The sequence below is a fragment of the Marinomonas vulgaris genome, assembly GCF_018145875.1.
GTDB classification, from domain to species: domain Bacteria; phylum Pseudomonadota; class Gammaproteobacteria; order Pseudomonadales; family Marinomonadaceae; genus Marinomonas; species Marinomonas vulgaris.
This window is the reverse complement of the sequence record NZ_JAGSSV010000006.1, coordinates 85686-103889: the sequence shown is the minus strand read 5'-3', so window position 1 is coordinate 103889 and position 18204 is coordinate 85686. Positions and strand designations below refer to the sequence as shown.

Annotated in this window: 19 protein-coding genes and 1 pseudogene; 15 read left to right on the top strand and 5 right to left on the bottom strand. The window is 46.7% G+C overall.

Translation table 11 applies throughout. The features are described 5' to 3' along the window. Entirely contained in the window at positions 1–867 is an 867-nt protein-coding gene (locus tag J9B83_RS07145) for a DMT family transporter (protein WP_328797710.1), read from the top strand. On the opposite strand, the gene J9B83_RS07140 is transcribed toward J9B83_RS07145, so the two are convergent. Next, a complete protein-coding gene (locus J9B83_RS07140; protein ID WP_211536053.1) occupies positions 864–1757 on the bottom strand; it encodes a DMT family transporter in 894 nt (297 codons plus the stop codon). The two genes, J9B83_RS07145 and J9B83_RS07140, sit on opposite strands and share 4 nt — an antisense overlap. Positions 1758–1773: 16 nt before the next feature. Next, entirely contained in the window at positions 1774–2688 is a 915-nt protein-coding gene (locus J9B83_RS07135) for a DMT family transporter (RefSeq protein ID WP_211536052.1), read from the bottom strand. Between the two features lie 390 nt (positions 2689–3078). Between J9B83_RS07135 and rpsF the strand changes: the two genes are divergently transcribed. The 6 genes from rpsF to J9B83_RS07105 all read left to right on the top strand — a co-directional run bounded on the left by rpsF (position 3079) and on the right by J9B83_RS07105 (position 8264). Further along, the gene (gene rpsF, locus J9B83_RS07130; protein WP_211536051.1) at positions 3079–3486 is read left to right on the top strand and encodes a 30S ribosomal protein S6; all 408 of its coding nucleotides are present in this window, start codon (positions 3079–3081) and stop codon (positions 3484–3486) included. 23 nt (positions 3487–3509) lie between these two features. After that, a complete protein-coding gene (rpsR, locus tag J9B83_RS07125; protein WP_024023215.1) occupies positions 3510–3740 on the top strand; it encodes a 30S ribosomal protein S18 in 231 nt (76 codons plus the stop codon). A 21-nt stretch (positions 3741–3761) separates the two neighbouring features. Further along, positions 3762–4622: a YybS family protein gene (locus J9B83_RS07120; RefSeq protein WP_211536050.1), complete on the top strand. Its 861-nt coding sequence runs from the start codon at positions 3762–3764 to the stop codon at positions 4620–4622. 22 nt (positions 4623–4644) lie between these two features. After that, entirely contained in the window at positions 4645–5088 is a 444-nt protein-coding gene (rplI, locus tag J9B83_RS07115) for a 50S ribosomal protein L9 (protein WP_211536049.1), read from the top strand. A 118-nt stretch (positions 5089–5206) separates the two neighbouring features. After that, positions 5207–6583: a replicative DNA helicase gene (gene dnaB / locus J9B83_RS07110; protein WP_211536048.1), complete on the top strand. Its 1377-nt coding sequence runs from the start codon at positions 5207–5209 to the stop codon at positions 6581–6583. 118 nt (positions 6584–6701) lie between these two features. Next, on the top strand, positions 6702–8264 hold the full coding sequence (locus J9B83_RS07105; RefSeq protein WP_211536047.1) for a methyl-accepting chemotaxis protein: 1563 nt from the start codon (positions 6702–6704) through the stop codon (positions 8262–8264). 83 nt (positions 8265–8347) lie between these two features. Here J9B83_RS07105 and bioA read toward each other — a convergent pair whose 3' ends face one another. The 3 genes and pseudogenes from bioA to J9B83_RS16090 all read right to left on the bottom strand — a co-directional run. Beyond that, positions 8348–9634 (bottom strand): adenosylmethionine--8-amino-7-oxononanoate transaminase, encoded by a 1287-nt coding sequence (bioA, locus tag J9B83_RS07100; RefSeq protein ID WP_211536046.1) that lies wholly within the window; start codon positions 9632–9634, stop codon positions 8348–8350. Positions 9635–9711: 77 nt separating this feature from the next. Then, positions 9712–10143, bottom strand: a complete 432-nt coding sequence (locus tag J9B83_RS15750) for a ComF family protein (protein ID WP_236037166.1) — start codon at positions 10141–10143, stop codon at positions 9712–9714. Positions 10144–10317: 174 nt separating this feature from the next. Then, a pseudogene (locus tag J9B83_RS16090) lies at positions 10318–10458 on the bottom strand (ComF family protein); the annotation flags it as partial. A gap of 38 nt (positions 10459–10496) precedes the next feature. On the opposite strand from J9B83_RS16090, the gene bioB reads away from it, so the two are divergent. From bioB to J9B83_RS07055, 8 genes are all read left to right on the top strand, one after another. Further along, positions 10497–11576, top strand: coding sequence for a biotin synthase BioB (gene bioB / locus J9B83_RS07090; RefSeq protein ID WP_407944019.1), 1080 nt, complete (start codon positions 10497–10499; stop codon positions 11574–11576). Then, complete coding sequence (gene bioF, locus J9B83_RS07085; protein ID WP_211536044.1) at positions 11560–12750, top strand: 8-amino-7-oxononanoate synthase; 1191 nt, start codon at positions 11560–11562, stop codon at positions 12748–12750. The genes bioB and bioF overlap by 17 nt, the downstream gene beginning before the upstream one ends. 63 nt (positions 12751–12813) lie before the next feature. Continuing rightward, positions 12814–13617, top strand: a complete 804-nt coding sequence (locus tag J9B83_RS07080) for an alpha/beta fold hydrolase (RefSeq protein WP_211536043.1) — start codon at positions 12814–12816, stop codon at positions 13615–13617. Beyond that, positions 13601–14428: a malonyl-ACP O-methyltransferase BioC gene (bioC, locus tag J9B83_RS07075; RefSeq protein ID WP_211536042.1), complete on the top strand. Its 828-nt coding sequence runs from the start codon at positions 13601–13603 to the stop codon at positions 14426–14428. Before J9B83_RS07080 ends, bioC begins: the two co-directional genes overlap by 17 nt. A gap of 3 nt (positions 14429–14431) precedes the next feature. Then, complete coding sequence (gene bioD, locus J9B83_RS07070) at positions 14432–15109, top strand: dethiobiotin synthase (RefSeq protein ID WP_211536041.1); 678 nt, start codon at positions 14432–14434, stop codon at positions 15107–15109. A gap of 57 nt (positions 15110–15166) precedes the next feature. After that, positions 15167–15637 (top strand): helix-turn-helix domain-containing protein, encoded by a 471-nt coding sequence (locus J9B83_RS07065; protein ID WP_211536040.1) that lies wholly within the window; start codon positions 15167–15169, stop codon positions 15635–15637. Beyond that, positions 15637–16791 carry a sensor histidine kinase gene (locus J9B83_RS07060; RefSeq protein ID WP_211536039.1) on the top strand — a complete coding sequence of 385 codons (1155 nt, stop codon included), beginning with the start codon at positions 15637–15639 and terminating at the stop codon, positions 16789–16791. The genes J9B83_RS07065 and J9B83_RS07060 overlap by 1 nt, the downstream gene beginning before the upstream one ends. A gap of 1 nt (position 16792) precedes the next feature. Continuing rightward, complete coding sequence (locus J9B83_RS07055; RefSeq protein WP_211536038.1) at positions 16793–18139, top strand: sigma-54-dependent transcriptional regulator; 1347 nt, start codon at positions 16793–16795, stop codon at positions 18137–18139. The last annotated feature ends 65 nt before the right edge of the window (positions 18140–18204 follow it).

The following is an 18204-nucleotide window of genomic DNA, read 5'->3' as shown; positions in this document are numbered from 1 at the left end:
GTGGCAAATGAACAAGAGTTGTTAAAAAAAGGCATCGGCATGACCATCGCTTACGCCTTTGTGATGTCGGTGACGGCCTTGGCGGCAAAGCAGGCACAAACCACAATCGCTGTTTCTACCTTGGTGTTTTGGCAAAGCTTGTGTTGTACGCTGATTTTAATCCCGCAAATGCGTGGGCGTTGGCAAAAACGCCCCTTGTCTGTGTGGAAAATTCACTTTTTACGCAGTGTGGGTGGTTTTGCTGGCTTTTTGCTGTATTACTGGTCGCTCAATCATATCCCTTTAGTAGAAGCATCGTTGTTACGTACTTGTGCACCCTTATGTGTGCCTTTTGTAGTCTTGTTGCTGCATAGGGTTCATATTCCTAAATCTCGTTGGTTGCCCTTGTTTATTGGTTTTATCGGTGTGGCGTTCGTGATTCAGCCCACCCCAGAACATTTAAACCCATGGCATTTAGTGGGTTTTTTCTCCGCCATTGGGTTGGCTTTTTCGATGGTGACGACGCGGATGTTGTCTCATCAAGTGTCGGGGCAAGAAACTCTGTTGGTGTATTTTTTTCTGTCGGCTTTGTTGTCTTTGCCGCTTATTGGGTTGCAAGGCGATGCGCTTTGGATTCCGCTAGCTGCATGGCCTTGGGTGGCGGCTGTGGTGGTAACGCTTTACGTTGGTATGTATTTGTATAACTTGGCTTACACCTACGCACCAGCGAGTGTTGTTTCGCCGGTGAGTTATGTCGGGGTGGTATTTAGTGGCTTCTGGGGTTGGCTAATATGGGATCATGTCCCTAATATATTCGCTATATTAGGGATGGTATTTATCTTTTTGAGCGTGTTGATCAGTACCCGAATGACCCGTGATAAAGGCTAGCGGCTTGTTCTGCGTAGCTTACTCAATATGGTCGCGATGAAGATACCTGAGAAAATCAAAGCAATCCCAGTATAGTGAAAACTGTACAAGCGTTCGCCTAAAAGCAAGACTGACAAGCCAATGCTAAATACGGGTAATAAATGAATAAAATGCCCCGCGGTGGCGGCCCCCAATTTTTGAATACCAATGTTCCAACATAAAAAGGCGCCAATTGAAGCGAATACGCCCATATAAGCAATTGCCGCCCAATTTTGTTCTGTCAGGTTCACCAGTTCAGTCTCGCCAAAAAAGTAGAACAGCGGTGCTTGAAACAGGGTTCCTATCAGCGCGGTAGAGGCAAAAAAGCCAAGCAGCGACATGCCTTTCGGACGTCTGATAATCATCACCGAATAAATCGCCCAACTGATGGCGGCGGTAATGATCCATAAATCTCCACGAGAAAAACTCAAGTGCAAAAAGGTGTCGATACTGCCTCGACTGACAATGATGATCGCTCCTAAAGTCGACACCAAAATCCCCGCATTTTGTAACCAAGAGGTTTTATTGCCTAACAATAACCGAGCGGTGATTAAAATCATCACCGGCATAATGGAGTTAAGTAGCACTGCATTGGTAACTGTAGTGGACGTCAAACCAATGTATAGAAAAAGGTTGTAGTTACAAATGCCGAGCCAGCCAAACATCACTAAAAGTGGCCAGTTTTTAGCCATAATATGCCTCTCTTTCCAGAGTTTTTTATAGGCAAAAGGCATGATGATCAAGCAGGCCAAACTCCAACGTAAAAACGAAATGGTGAAAGGGTCCACACCACTGGATACGGTAATACGGCCTAAAATGTAGTTGCCAGACCAAAATGAAATGGGCAGGAGTAAGTAGACAAAAGCAGGCATAAAAATCCTTTTTAGGTTACACGTGTTTGGCGCGCTTTGACCAATTCTGTACAAAAAGGCCGACTAAAATGCACGCCAAGCCAATAACAGTGGAGCGCAGAATGGGTTCGCCGGCAAATTGAGACAGCCAGATAATAGACAACAGCGGCGATAAGAAAATTAGATTGGCGACTTGGCTAGCGTTCGACGTCAGTTTCATTGCTTGATTCCATAAGACAAAACTCAAGCCCATCTCAAACAAGCCAATATATATGGCACTCAAAACTGCTTCGTGATGCCAATGTGTTAATTCGCTCATTTGTAACTCACCAGTGATGGCAGCAAAAGCGACAATCAGTGGTAAAGCAAAGGCAAAGTTCAGAGTTAGGCCGATCAAGCTGGGACGAGTGTCCTTGGTATTAAAGAGCCAATACAGCGCCCAAACAACGGTGCTGAGTAGAGCAAAACCAACGCCAGAAAGGTTGGAGAACTCCAATGAGCCAATTTGACCACGGGTGGAAATGTACAGCACACCAAAATAACACGCGGCAGCGGCTAGGTAGTCGGCCGGCTTCAAACGTTGCTTGAGAATAGGCACTGCCATAAAACTCAGCATGATGGCCCAAGTGTAATTAATCGCCTGGGCTTCTTGAGCCGGTAGAGTGTTATAGGCCTGTAATAAAATGAGATAGTACAAAAAGGGGTTAATGGCGCCAAAAAACAGCGAGGACTTCCAAGATTGTTTGGCAAAAAAAAGCAGTTGAGCTATTTCGCCTTTTATCGCCAGTAAAGCCATTAAAAACAACAAAGACACTGAACAAGCAATAACGAGTAGCTGCGTAGGTGACAAATGTCGCAGTGAAATAGAAAAAGCCGTCGCCACGGTCGACCACAGCAAAACGGCTCCGAGACCAAACAACATGGCTTTAGCATTATTAGAAAGCGAATTCATACTGGATTCCAAGTGTAAGAATAAAAAGTGTTAGCGGCGTGGTAGCAGCGTTCTTCGGCATTGAGCAACAAAGGAGAAAAAGCACTGACACAGGGAGAAGCTTGGTGACGCTAGCATGATGTCCATATCCGTCTATTTGAGTCGTTAACTTGATGTTGTATGGGTTGGTTTGAACGAAAAACTTTGTCGATTCTATGGGCTTAGGTTTGAGCTGTAAAATACTTTAATGGAAAACGTCTTTTTTCCAGATTTAACCATGGTTGAGAGGGATTTCGTTTACTTATTGTTCATTCGTGCCTATAATGCGCCTCCCTGTAAATCAATACTCCTTGTCTCACAGCTTTTTAACAGGGGAAGCGTGGAGACTAAGAACCCATAAGGAGAGCTTAAATGCGTCATTATGAAATCGTCTTTCTGGTTCACCCAGATCAAAGCGAACAAGTACCAGCAATGGTTGAGCGTTACACTAACCTAATCACTGAAGATGGTGGCCAAGTACACCGTCTAGAAGATTGGGGTCGTCGTCAACTTGCTTACCCAATTAACAAAATTCACAAAGCACACTATGTTCTTATGAACATTGAGTGTTCTGACAGTGTTTTGTCTGAACTAAACGACACTTTCCGCTACAACGATGCCATCATCCGTAACTTGGTGATTCGTCGTAAAGACGCGGTAACTGACGTATCTCCTATTAAAGCTTCTGAAGGCCGTGAAGATCGTCGTTCTGCTGCACCTCAGCGTGAAGAGCGTAACAACGATTCTAACGAAGCAACATCTGAAGAATCTGAAGATTAATCTACATTTATTAGGAGACACTCATGGCTCGTTTTTTCCGTCGTCGTAAGTTCTGCCGTTTTACAGCAGAAGGCGTTAAAGAGATCGACTACAAAGATCTAGACACACTGAAAGGTTATGTAACCGAAACTGGTAAAATCGTACCTAGCCGTATTACTGGCACTAAGGCTCGTTACCAGCGTCAGCTAGCGACTGCAATCAAACGCGCTCGCTACATTGCTTTGCTTCCTTACACTGACAGCCACTTTAATTAATAGGCTGAAAGAAGTACTTGTATGAGCGGTTTAGCCAAATGGGTAATGAAAAAACGTCTGAATGCCATTATTGGCGTGATGGTGTTTGGTCTGATCCCGATGATGTTTTGGTTGGCGTCGGCAATCTTAGGGTTGGTGGTACTTCGTAAAGGTGTTAAAGAAGGAATACCTGTATTTGCTTGGGGTTGCTTACCAGCTTTAGTGCTGTGGCAATTTCAAGGCGATGCAACGGCACTCATGGTGCTTGTTGATGTGATGTTGTTGAGCTATTTACTTAGGTCAAGCACATCGTGGAGTTGGGTGTTACTAGCGGGCAGTTTTCTGGCGGTTATTAACACTCTAATCCAACCTATTTTGATGGCAGATGTATTGAATATGGCGGTATCGCTTGTTCAAAAAGTCTTGTCTTCAGAGTCGGTTGTGATTCCTGATGAAAATGCAATTTTCAACCAGGCGGTGGTGGCGATATCCATCTTCCAAGTGGTCATTGCGATACTTTCCTTGTTTTTGGCAAGAAAGTGGCAAGCAGGACTTTATAATCCGGGTGGTTTGCGCACGGAATTTCATCAGTTAAGACTACCAGTGGTGTTTAGTTTGATACTGGGCGCAATGGTGCTAGTAGGCGAAAGTCTGGGTGGCGCTTTTATGGCCTTGTCTCAAGCTGCAATACCCGCTTTGGTGTTGCCGGGGCTGGCATTAGTACATGGTGTTCTAGCAAAGAAAAAAATTGGGGTTGTTGGACTGATCGCATTTTATCTTGTGGGATTTTTTGTTTTGAATGTATATTTTGCAAATATCTTGGTCACACTTTGTGTGATTGATAGCTTTGTTGATATTCGTTCCAGAATCCAAGATAAATCGTCCAACTCACATGATAGCTAATGATTAATTAGAGGTGATCGAGATGGAAGTTATTCTACTCGACAAAGTAAACAAGCTAGGCGGTATTGGTGACGTTGCAGTTGTCAAACCAGGTTATGCTCGTAACTTTTTGATTCCGAACAAAAAAGCTGTAATGGCTACCAAAGCTAACTTGGCTAGCTTTGAAGAGCGTCGCGTTGAACTTGAAGCACAAGCGGCAGAGCGTAAAGGCGCTGCTGAAGCACGTGCTTTGACTCTAGAAGGCAAAACTTTCACTATCGCGGCGAACGCTGGTGATGAAGGTAAGCTTTTTGGTTCAATCGGTACTCGTGACATTGCTGAAGTGATCTCTGCAGAAGTTGCTGTTGAGAAAGCTGAAATCCGTCTTCCTGAAGGCGCGATTCGTCACACAGGTTCTTTCGAAGTAGACGTTCAACTTCATTCAGAAGTGGTCGTTACTGTTACTTTGGAAGTAATCGCTGAGTAATTTGCCACGCAAATTACTAGGTTAAAAAAGGGTATCTTGCTATTGCAAGATGCCCTTTTTTTATGAGCGTGATAAGCTCAACCTCTTGTATTTCTCAGCTTTTTTATGGGTGTTTCTTGTGCAACAAAATGATTCTGACGTCGCTTCTATTAAACTGCCGCCTTATTCTATTGAGGCTGAGCGTTCTGTTGTTGGTGGGTTAATGCTTGACCCAGATGCCTGGGAAAAAGTTTCTGAGTTAGTACTAGCGGACGATTTTTATCGACCTGAACATCGCTCTATCTTTGCCGTCATAGCCCGTTTAGCCGATGAATCTGAGCCCATCGATGTGGTGACTATTGGTGAGCGTTTAGACAAACGCGGTGACCTTGAATTGATCGGCGGTATGGCTTATTTGATAGAAATAGCCGAGGCCACACCAAGTACGTCAAATATTGCTGCTTATGCGGACATAGTGCGTGAGCGCTCGATTTTGCGTCGTCTGATTTCGACCACCAATGATATTTCGGCACGGGCATTTTACCCAGAAGGGATGACAGCGGCAGAAGTGTTAGACGAAGCCGAACGTAAAATCTTTCAAATTGCCGAGGGAGGCGAGAAAAAAGGCGGCCCTCGAATTGCATCTGATATCTTGAGTGCCACAGTCGATAAAATCGATGAACTCTATCATCAAGAAGGTGCGATCACTGGGTTAAGCACAGGCTTCACTGATTTAGATGCCATGACGGCAGGTCTGCAAAAGTCCGATTTAGTTATTGTTGCGGGTCGTCCTTCTATGGGTAAAACCACCTTTGCGATGAACTTGGTGGAAAACGCCACCATGATCAGTGACAAACCAGTGATTGTATTTAGTTTGGAAATGCCTTCTGAGCAGTTGATGATGCGTATGTTATCGTCGCTCGGCCGTATTGACCAAACCCGTATGCGTTCTGGTCAGCTGGTTCAGGAAGACTGGGATAAATTGATGTCGGCGGTCAAGATGCTCAAAGATCGTAAGTTGTTTATTGATGATACGGGTGGGATCAGTCCAACAGAAATGCGCTCAAGAGTGCGTCGTATTGCTCGTGAACACGGTGGTGTGGCGATGATCATGGTCGATTATCTGCAGCTGATGCAAATTCCTGGTTTTACCGAAGGTCGGACCAATGAAATTTCTGAAATCTCCCGTTCACTAAAAGCCATAGCCAAAGAAATGGAGTGTCCTGTTGTGGCGCTTTCTCAGCTTAACCGAAGCTTGGAAAATCGACCTAACAAGCGTCCTGTGAACTCTGACTTACGTGAGTCGGGAGCGATCGAGCAGGATGCAGATGTGATCTCTTTTGTGTATCGTGATGAGGTATACCATGAAGATACGCCACACAAAGGCATTGCAGAAATTATTATAGGGAAGCAACGTAACGGCCCGATAGGAACATGTCGATTGGCTTTTGTGGGTAAGTACACACGTTTTGAAGACTTGGCTCCGGATGCCTACCGAGATTTTGATGACGAATAATATTCGTTTGTTGCACTTTAAAATCTAGCCATAATAAAAGTACGCTATCTTTTTATAGTTAACACAAGATTCTATAAACGGCCTTAGCGACATAATATAAGTAAATTGAGAGTTATTTATGCGAAAAATGCCAGTAACAAACAAAGAGAATGATTTTCCCGCTACCCATTCTTTGGTATCGAGTACGGATGTTAAAGGCCGTATTACCTTTGTGAATGAGGCGTTTTGCGAGGTAGCGGGGTTTAGTAGTGAAGAGCTAATGGGCGCACCACACAATATTATTCGCCACCCTGATGTGCCTTCTGCGGTATTTGCTGATATGTGGGCCAATCTCAAAGAGGGCAAAAGTTGGATGGGGTTAGTGAAAAACCGCTGTTCAAACGGCGATCATTATTGGGTTAGCGCGCATGTAAGCCCCTTGTTAGATGGTAGTCGAGTGGTGGGTTATGAGTCAGTACGCCGTAAAGCAACCCGAGATGAAATCAACCATGCTCAGTCAGTTTACGACCGTATTAATGCAGGAAAAGGCCTGGTGCCAACGGTTACTAAAGTGACCTCGTATCTTAGCAACGCCGCTTTGCCCTTGCTGTTGTGTTTTGCCGTATTAGGCATTATTTCCGTTTTGTCATCCACATTGGCGTGGCAAATTGCTGGCCCTATTGTGGCGGTTCTAGGTGCTTGGCTGACTTATCAACAGCATCACTCGTTAAACGTTATCGCATCGAGTTTGTCTGCGGAGTCTCATAACCCGATCGGACAATATTTGTATTGCAAATCAGTGGGTGTAAAAGCCGCGATTAAATTTGCCAAGATTCATCAAGAAGCCGCTGGTAAGACCTTCCGTTACCGTTTAAAAGTAGGGGCTCAGCAATTGCGACAGCGTGCTTCTGAAGCCAAAGGTAGCGTCACCACCAACCTAGAGAACTTCAACAAACAAAGGCATACCTTCCAAGAAGTGGTTGCTGCCAGTTCTCAGCTATTGTCCAGTGTGACCCATGTCGCCGATCATATCCATGTCGCCGTTGAAGCCACGCAGTCAGTAGGTGGCCTATCCCATGAAAGTCGTACCCTGGCCAAACATACAGGCGATACCATGCGCAAAGTCTATGAAGAAATTACTGAAGCGAAAAAAGTTGTGGCGATTTTAGCAGAGCGCAGTGACAGCATTAACGAGGTGGTCAACTCCATCAGTGGTATCGCAGAGCAAACCAACTTGTTGGCGTTAAACGCAGCGATTGAGTCTGCTCGTGCAGGGGAAGCTGGACGTGGTTTTGCGGTGGTCGCTGATGAAGTGCGAGCCTTGGCGATTCGCACACAAAATGCCACTCAAAGCATTCACAGCATGACGGAAGAGCTGAAGAAAAACACGTTAGACGTAACAACTACCATTGATAAAGGTACAGCGGCAGCTCAACAAGGCGTTGACAGTGTGGCACAAGTGGCTGAAAAAATGGTCGATATTGAGTCCGCCATTCGACGAGTCGTAGAAATGACCGCGCAAATTAATGTGTCTTCCGAGGAGCAAGCGAGCGTGGCTCGTGATCTAAATGAGAAGATGCAAGAAGTCGATGCATTGGGCTTGAGTAGTATAGAACGTGCTGAAAATATCGTTATCAACATAAGCCATATCGAAGAAGAAGCCTACGAGCAAGGTAATCTTGCTGAGCGTATGAAGCAATAATCGCTGATTAATCTTTGTGTTACATAAGTCACAGAAGCCTTCTGGTGTCAGATCCAGAAGGCTTCTTTATGCTCTAAAAATCGTTATAAAGCCTCTTCACTGATGACCTGATAAATCGCCCGACCCAGTTGTAGAACCTGTTCTTCGCTTATGACGTAGGGCGGCATCAAATAAATTAGCTTACCAAATGGCCGTACCCAAACCCCTAAATCGACGAATTTAGGTTGAATATCCTGTAAGTTGACCGCTTTATTTAGCTCGACGACTCCAATGCCGCCCAAACAGCGCACTTCTTTTACCTGCTTCAATTGCACGCAAGGCGAAAGCGCTTCGGTCATCCAAGTTTCTAATTGAGCAATTTTTTCCTCGATGTTGTAACCACTTAGCACCGACAAGCTGGCATTAGCGGCAGCGCAAGCCAGTGGGTTGCCCATAAAGGTTGGGCCATGCATGAAAACGCCACCATCTTGGCTGATGCCAAGCGCGACTCTATCGTTGGTGAGTGTGGCCGCGAGCGTCATGTAACCACCAGTTAGTGCTTTGCCAACGCACATGATGTCAGGACAAATCGCTGTGTGGTCAGTGGCGAACAATTTACCAGTACGACCAAATCCAGTGGCGATTTCATCAAAGATCAGCAAGATATCAAACTCATCACATAAAGCGCGTAAGTGGTTTAAATATTTTGGGTTATAAAAACGCATACCGCCGGCGTTTTGCACCACAGGTTCAATAATAAAACCGGCAATTCGTGAGTGATTTTCAGCGAAAATGTCACGAATGTCGTTTAAGTAATCCATTTGGATCGGGTTGTGAAAGCCTATCGGAGGAGGCGCAACGAAGCATTGTTGGGTCAAAGCATCGCTAAACAAGCTGTGCATACCGTTGTCGGGATCGCACACCGACATGGCTGCAAAGGTATCACCGTGATAACCGCTTTTTGGCGTAACAAAAAACTGTTTTGATGGCTTGCCTTGAGTATTCCAATATTGAATGGCCATTTTTAGCGCTACTTCCACCGAAACTGACCCTGAGTCTGATAAAAATACCCGCTGTAACTCTGTTGGTGTGATGGCGATCAGTTTTTCTGCCAGCTCAATGGCCGGTTTGTGGGTAAAACCCCCAAACATTACATGAGAAAACTGCGTGAGTTGTGCCTGAATGGCGTCATTCATCACCGGGTGATTGTAGCCGTGAATCACGCTCCACCAAGACGACATACCATCGACAAGCGTGCGACCATCACTGAGTGTAATCTCACAACCGTGGGCGCTTTCCACTAAAAAATGCGGGCTCGGATGACTCATGGAGGTGTAGGGGTGCCAGAGTAATTGTTTGTCTAATGCTAGGTAATTTTCGGGTGTTTTCATGGTATTTGCCCTTATTTTGTTGTCGGCATACTAAACAAAGGCGACGGTTTTGACCAGTTGAGTGCAAAAGGCGCACTTTAAAACGCCTTATCTGCCGTTCGGGCAAGTACCCACACATCTACCCGTTCTGCGCCAGCTTGAAGTAACTGCTGACAGCAATATTCTACCGTGCTGCCAGTGGTCATTACGTCGTCAAAAAGTGCCACGTGTTTAGCAACGTGACCGGTGACCCGATAAAGATCTCGTGGCGTGTTGAGGCGTGCTTTTCGCGATAAGGAGTGTTGTGCTTGGGTGTGAAGCGTTTTGATCAGCGGGTTTTTCGCCGCAAACTTCAACGTCAGATCTGGTTCCTGGCGACGCAATTGTTTGATTAACTGAGTCGACATGGCACGCGTCTGACAAAAACCACGTTCCTTGATGCGATGAGGGTGACTGGGCACATAAATGAGCTGCTCTGGCCAAGTCTGCTGGTCATATTCTTGTCGCAGTTGCTCGCTCAGCAAGGACATTAAAGGGCGAATATAGTGATTACCTTGATGGAACTTAACGCTGTGAATTAGGGTTTTAATTATTCCTTCAAAGCGATAGGGCGCGATACAGCGTTGATACGAGAGTGCCTGTATTTGGCAACGACCGCATATTTGGCTGGTGCTGTGGATGGGGCGTTGGCATTGCAGGCAGTGTTGGTCGTTACGGATCAGGCCAGCCTGACAGCTATGGCAGAAGGTGTTGTGGCTGGGTGTATCACACAGATAGCATCTGTTTAAAAATAACCCGTAGTAAACCTGTGTAATTTTTGTGGTTGACAGTTTCTTCAAGTCCATTAGTATTGCTCCATTAAATCTATTGGATCGAGGGTGTCATGTCTCTAAGTACGTCAAATACTATGTCTTTAACCAGCACGGCTGAGCCGCGTTTTGATTGGACTCAAGCCGAAGTGAAAGCGCTCTTTGACTTACCTTTTATGGATTTGATGTTCCGTGCTCAAACCGTACACAGAGAAAACTTCGCCCCGAACCAAGTGCAAGTCAGTACCCTGTTGTCGATCAAGACAGGCGCTTGCCCAGAAGATTGCAAATATTGTCCGCAAAGTGGTCACTATAATACGGAACTCGAAAAAGAAAAATTAATGGAAGTACAAAAGGTGCTGGAAGAGGCGGCGCTGGCCAAAGAAAAAGGTGCTAGCCGTTTTTGCATGGGAGCAGCCTGGAAGCATCCGTCTGAGAAAGATTTCCCTTACGTGCTTGAAATGATCAAGGGCGTTAAGTCTTTGGGATTAGAGTCCTGCGTGACCCTAGGTACTTTAAATGATGAGCAGGCCAAGCGTTTGTCTGATGTTGGGTTGGATTATTACAACCACAATCTAGACACTTCCGCTGAGTTTTACGACAGCATCATTACCACTCGTACTTACCAAGACCGTTTAGATACCTTGTCACGGGTGCGTGGCTCAGGCATTAAGCTGTGCTGTGGTGGTATTATGGGCATGGGCGAAGAGCAAAAAGACCGTGTTGGCTTGTTGCGTCAACTGTCACAGATGCAGCCGCATCCAGAAAGTGTACCGATCAATATGTTGGTCAAAGTCGAAGGCACACCGATGGAAAATGTCGAGGATTTAGACACCTTCGAGTTTATTCGTACCATCGCGGTAGCACGTATTTTAATGCCCGCATCTCATGTGCGTTTATCGGCGGGTCGTCAAGGCATGAGCGAGCAAACTCAAGCCTTGTGTTTCATGGCAGGGGCAAATTCGATTTTCTATGGCGAAAAACTGCTTACCACCGGCAATCCTGAAGCCGATAAAGACATGGCGCTGTTTGCTAATCTTGGCATCCAGCCTGAACAACGAGAAGCCCATTCGGATGAAGCGGTGGCTGAGGCCATTGCGGCGCAAGCGGCAAAGCAAGAAGAGTCCAAACTGTTTTATGAAGCCAGTGTCTAATACGCCAGATTGGGTGTTGGCGGCGTTGGAAACGCGTCGTCAGCAAAACCTAATGCGTGAAGCGGTAACGCTACAAAGTCCACAAGTCCCTCATACACACATTAATAACCAGCCTTTCACGGCCTTTTGTTCAAACGATTACCTCGGCCTTGCCAACCATCCACAGCTGATTAAAGCGATGCAAGACGCAGCGCTTCAATATGGAGTTGGCGGCGGGTCATCGCATCTGGTGTGTGGTCATTTGGCACCGCATCAAGCCTTAGAAGACGCGCTGGCGGATTGGTTGGGTTATGAGCGAGTGTTGTTATTCAGTACCGGCTATATGGCTAACCTTGGGGTGATTTCAGCCTTGGCTGGAAAGCAGCGACCTGTACTGCAAGATAAGCTCAATCATGCCTCCTTAATTGACGGAGCCATGTTGGCGCAAGCGCCTTTACGACGCTATTTACACGCTGATGTGACCAGTGCAGAAAAGCGGTTGAGTAAGTCGAATCAAGCTGGTTTGCTGGTGACGGACGGGGTGTTCAGTATGGATGGCGACATTGCTCCACTGACGTCATTGTCTGGATTAGCGTCCCAGCATGACTGGGTGTTTATGGTGGACGATGCTCATGGTGTTGGCTGTTTGGGCGAGTCTGGTCGCGGCGCTATGGCGTTGGCGGGATTAACCTCTGCGCATGTTCCTTTGTTAGTCGGTACCTTTGGTAAGGCGTTTGGTACGGCTGGTGCGTTTGTGGCGACGAGTCACGATTTCGCTGATTATTTGACTCAGTTCGCTCGTCCTTATGTGTACACCACTTCTATGTCTCCGGCGATGACGGGGGCGACCTTAGCCTCGTTGCAATTGATTCAGGGCGAAGAAGGGCAAGTGCGGCGCGCTAAATTGGCTGAGCATATTGTCTATTTTCGTCAGCGAATGCAGGTTTTACCGGTCGAGTTAATGCCCTCCAATACCGCAATTCAGCCCATTGTTTTGGGGGATTCGCAGCGAGCTTTAAGGGTAAGCGAGCAGCTTAGATCACTCGGTATTTGGTGTACGGCGATTCGTCCACCTACTGTACCAGTAGGGGGCGCACGTTTAAGAATTACCTTGAGCGCGGCCCACTCTCATGCTGATTTAGTGTTATTATGCGACGCACTTGAACGTGTTTTAGCCGTTGATCTTTGTTGTTAAACTGACGGTCATACATACAAGATATTCAACGCAAGATTTTTACAGCAAGGTAAGAGGGACAGCATGCCAGAACGTATTGAAACCGAGGCTTTTGGGAATCCAGCCAACCAAGCCATTTTTATGGTATCGGGTTGGGCCATGCCAAAAGAAGTGATGCGCTCGTTTGCCATGCGACTCAGTCAGCGATTTCATGTGGTTGTCGCCAATCTACCGGGGATTTCGCTAAACGAAGAGTGGATTTCTCGCACTCGTATTGGGCCTAATTACGATATAGATGCGTTATCGGAGCAGCTAATCGAAGCAGCGCCAAAAGACGCCTGGTGGTTGGGTTGGTCCCTTGGTGGCATGGTGTCGGTTTATGTGGCAGCACGTCGTTCTAGTCAGGTAAAAGGGCTGATTACTTTGGCTACGTCGCCCAGTTTTGTGGCTCGACAGGATTGGCCTTTTGGCATGTCAGTGGAAGTCTTTGATGCGTTTGCGGTGTCGATTCAACGCTCGCCAGCGGAAGGGCTGAAGCGTTTTACTATGTTGCAGGCACAAAATTCTGGCAACGAACGAGATCTAGCAAAACAATTACAGTCTTATTTGCCGACTCATACCTTGTTGCCCGCGGCCTTGATTGGCGGATTGCGCTTGTTAAAATCTCTGGATGTACGTCGTGAGTGGTCTTTGTTGGATTGCCCAAATTTGCATCTGTTTGGTGGCAAGGATGCGTTGGTTTCTTCGCACGCATTGGTTCAGCAAGAGGGGATGAACCCCTTTCAGCAATGCGTTGAATTGTCACAGTGCACGCACGCTCTTTTTCTGGAAGAGGAGGAGGAATGTGTGCGTTACATAGAAAATTATATTGATGCTAATACCCCATGAAACGCCCGCGCTTAATTACAAAAAACAGCTGGCTAAGCGCTTTGATCGAGCGTCCTATTCTTACGACGCCTACGCGGATTTTCAGCGGCAGGTACTTAAGCACCTATTAGAGTTATTGCCGACAACGGCGGCTGATGTGGTTATGGATTTGGGGACGGGAACCGGTCAAGCGCTCGAATCTCTGTTAAGTATATACCAGCCACAATCTTGTATTGCCCTCGATTTGTCCCAACATATGTTGTCTGTGGCCGAGTCACGAGCCTCTTTGTTAGAGCGCCGTGGTGCTTTGCATTATGTCTGTGCAGACGCCGAACAATTACCCATTGCGACCTCGTCTTGTCAGCTGATTTTCTCTAGCCTTGCGCTGCAATGGTGTCTTCATCCTAGTGCATTATTTGCCGAGCTGTATCGAGCAACCGCACCGGGCGGTTTTTTGGTATTCTCTTCGTTGTGTCAGGGTTCTATGGCCGAAGTTCGTCACGCTTGGCGAGCTTTAGACGATCAAGAGCACGTGCATCAATATGAGCCAATCGACACGCTGAAAAAAAGCGTAACGGGGGCCGGTTGGACGTTGATGAGCGCAGAATTATCACGGGTGACCATGTACTTTGAGTCCGCCCAAAAGTCCATTGACTCGCTGAAGAAAATCGGTGCCAGTTTGATGGCGAAAGAGTCGACGTCAGCTATGTCGCCCAGTAAGTGGAAGGCGTTTCTTCGGGAATATGAAACGCAGCGTGATGAGCAAGGAGTGCCATTGAGTTATCAAGTGTCTTATATTGTGGCGCGAAAGCCGATGAGCAGTCAGGAGTAACAGGTGAAAAAACGTTTTTTTGTGACCGGCACCAATACCGATGCAGGTAAAACCTATGTCACTGTGGGTCTATTAAAAGCGGCACAGCGTGCCGGTTTGAGATCATTAGGTTTAAAGCCCATTGCTGCTGGGGCGCAATGGATAGATGGAAAACTGCGTAACGACGACGCTTTGCGTATTCAAGCTGCCAGCAGCGTGATATTGCCTTACGAGCAGGTGAACCCTGTGGTGTTAGAAGAAGCCATTGCGCCGCACATTGCGGCCGCCCATGAGGGGCGACTGATTACGGCATCGCGCCTACAAGGGTTTATTCAAGGGGCGCTATTATCGCCTAACGATTTCGCTTTGGTGGAAGGAGCGGGTGGTTGGCGTGTGCCGCTTAATGATCGAGAAATGCTGTCTGATATTGCAAAATCTCTGAACTTCCCCATTATCTTAGTGATCGATATGAGACTCGGTTGTTTGAATCATGCCATTTTAACGGCAGAAGCCATTGCTGCAGATGGTTTATCCATAGCTGGTTGGATTGCGAACACGGGGCAGGATAAAATGCCCTGCTTTGACGAAAATGTGGCAACATTGTCGTCAATGTTTTTAGCGCCATTGCTGGCGGTTTTGCCTTGGTCGTCAGATGAAAAAGACGCTGAGCCGTTATTTGACGCCTTATTCAAGGCGTTGTAAGTGATATCCATAAGGTGTTTTAGATAAAAACACCGACTTTTGAATTGAGGTGTTGGTGTGAAAGCGTGGTTATGCGGTTTGAATGACGAAGAGCATTCAAGTGTGTCGAGTATTCTCACCTTTGTTGGAATCGAGCACAGTACTTCTCTGACGGCGTTTTCATTGCCGGACTTTGTGGTGTTAGGACAGGCCATTCAATCTTTTGAATTGGACGAGATGATTCCTGTCATTTCGCTAAGCGATTGTCTGGAGACGGTGGAGGGTTACAATGTTTGGTTTTGCCCCTTGCCTTGGCGTTCGTCGTCCTTGTCTTCGGTGTTAAAAGAAATTAAGCAGTTACATACCTTTCCTCAGGCTTCTGGGGTGAATTTGAATCTTCATGTTCGTCATCTTGAGGCTTTGTTAATTCGTCAGGCTTTGGTCTCTACCCAAGGCGTGGTGTCCAAAGCCGCGCAAAACTTACAAATACAACGCACTACACTGATCGAAAAAATGCGTCGCTATAATATTGATAAATCGGAGTTTTAGTGACAAAAGATGAAGAAATAGCCGAGCTAAAGGCGGCATTTGCGGCGTTTTCTGAGTCGTCGGATGTGTTGGCAAAGTCCTATGTGGATCTTCAGGGTGAAGTTGCCCGACTGTATCAACAGCTCGAAAAATCAGAACGGGATAAACGGGAAGAGCAGGACAAAAATCGCATTCTAGTGCTGCAGTTCCAGCAGCTGTTTGAATCCATGCCGGTGGGCGTTTTACTGCTTAGTGAAGAAGGCACAGTAATCATGGCGAACCCGGTTGCGGATCGCTTATTCAACTTACCGCTTATTGGTCAGTCGTGGGGCGAAATTGTGCCCTTGAGTTTTCGACCGCAAAAAGATGACGGGCACGATGTCAGCATGGTCAGTGGCCGTCGGGTTCGAGTCGAAACAGCATCGTTGGGTAATGTGCCGGGTCAGTTGGTGATTTTAGTGGATTTGACTGAAGCCTATTTGTTGCAGAAGAAACTTTCTCACCACGAGCGCTTGTCCAATATGGGCAAGATGGTGGCGGCGCTGGCGCATCAAATTCGCACTCCTTTGTCGTCGGCCACCTTATATGCAGGGCATTTGCAAAAGCCAGATTTAGCGCCGGTAATGCGTCAAACCTTTGCCAATAAATTGGCTGACCGCTTAGCCAACATTGAAAAGCAAATTCGTGATATGTTGATCTTTTCACGCAGTGAAATCAAACTCGATGAAGCCATCAGCGTGGATCACTTTATTAAAACGCTTATTAGTCAAAGTGAAGAGATTTGTGAGCAGAAAAACATGCGGTTTGAGGCATCTGGCGCTGAGTTTTTGGCAACAGATTGTATAAAGTGCAACAAAGAAACATTATTAGGTGCTTTGCTGAACTTAGTGAATAACGCAGTAGACGCACAATCTGCTGGAGGCTTGGTGGAGCTGCATTGGCGTCACAATCATGGCTATGTCACCTTAACCTTTGTGGATCATGGTGTGGGTATGTCCAAAGCGCATTTGGAGCACGTTCAAGAAGGCTTTGTCACGACAAAACAACATGGCACCGGTTTGGGTCTAATGGTCGTTAAAGCCATTGCAAGGGCTCATCATGGTCAATTTGAAATAGACAGCACAGAGGGCGCTGGCACCAAAGCCAGCTTTACATTGCCTCTTGTAAGGGTATGAAATGTCAGATGTGAAATTATTAATTGTAGAAGACGACAAAGGGCTTGCCGAGGCGCTAGAAGACACGCTGATGTTAGCAAGCTACCAGTGCAAAGTAGTCTACAGCGCAGAAGATGCGGTCATGGCGCTAAAACACAGCACCTTTGATATGGTAGTGTCGGATGTTAATTTGCCTGGCATGGACGGCTACGGATTACTTCACCATGTTGTGGATACCTACCCTGAGTTGCCCATTATGCTGATGACAGCCTATGGCGACATTGCCCATGCTGTCGAAGCCATGCGTGATGGCGCCGTGGATTATCTGCTCAAGCCTTTTCAAGAAGAAGAGCTGCTCAACGCCATTGCAAAGTACACAGTAAAAACGGAATCGGCTACTCATATGCAACCCATTGCCAAAGACCCATCGAGCTTGGCTTTGTTCGATTTGGCAAAACGTGTGGCGGTGACGGATTCGACCGTGTTGGTGTGCGGCGAAAGCGGCACGGGCAAGGAAGTACTGGCGCATTTTATCCATCAGAATTCCAATCGCTCAGAAGCGCCTTTTGTGGCGATTAACTGCGCGGCCATCCCAGAAAATATGCTAGAAGCGATTTTGTTTGGTTACGAAAAGGGCGCATATACTGGCGCCGTGTCTTCTCAAGCGGGTAAGTTCGAACAGGCCAATGGCGGCACCTTGTTGTTGGACGAAATTACTGAGATGGATGTGGGCTTGCAGGCCAAATTGCTGCGAGTGCTGCAAGAGCAAGAAGTTGAGCGTTTGGGCGGTAAGAAATCCATTCCTTTGGATGTGCGCATCATTGCCACCACTAACCGCGATTTGGCGGATTACGTGCGTGAAGGTGGTTTTCGAGAAGATTTGTATTATCGCCTAAATGTGTTTCCTTTACGTTGGTTGCCAATACGCGAGCGCAAGGGGGATATCTTGCCATTAGCTCAGCACTTATTGGCAAAACACGCTGCTAAGATGCGCATAACTGGCGCGCTTTTAAAGCCTTCTGCGCAAAGTAAACTGGAGTCTCACCCTTGGCCTGGAAATGTGCGAGAGTTGGATAACGTGATTCAGCGTGCGTTGATTTTGAGCCCGAATGCTCAAATTCACGAAGACCATATTGCCTTTGATATGATGAGTTTGTCGCCCGCACCCATGCCGCCGGAAGAGGAAGAGGACAGTGCCGCTTCGATACTCGGCAAAGGCGTGCAGCAACATGAATTTCGTATTATTGCGCAGGCCTTAGTCGATGCTAAAGGGAAGCGCAAAGTGGTAGCGGATACTCTCGGCATCAGCCCTAGAACCTTGCGATATAAAATTGCTAAAATGCGCGAATGTGGCATAGATGTGGATTGATTTTTGTATCTTGTTTTAATTCGCTTTATGCTAAGCTGTACAAATATGACTTTTTAGGTGAAAAA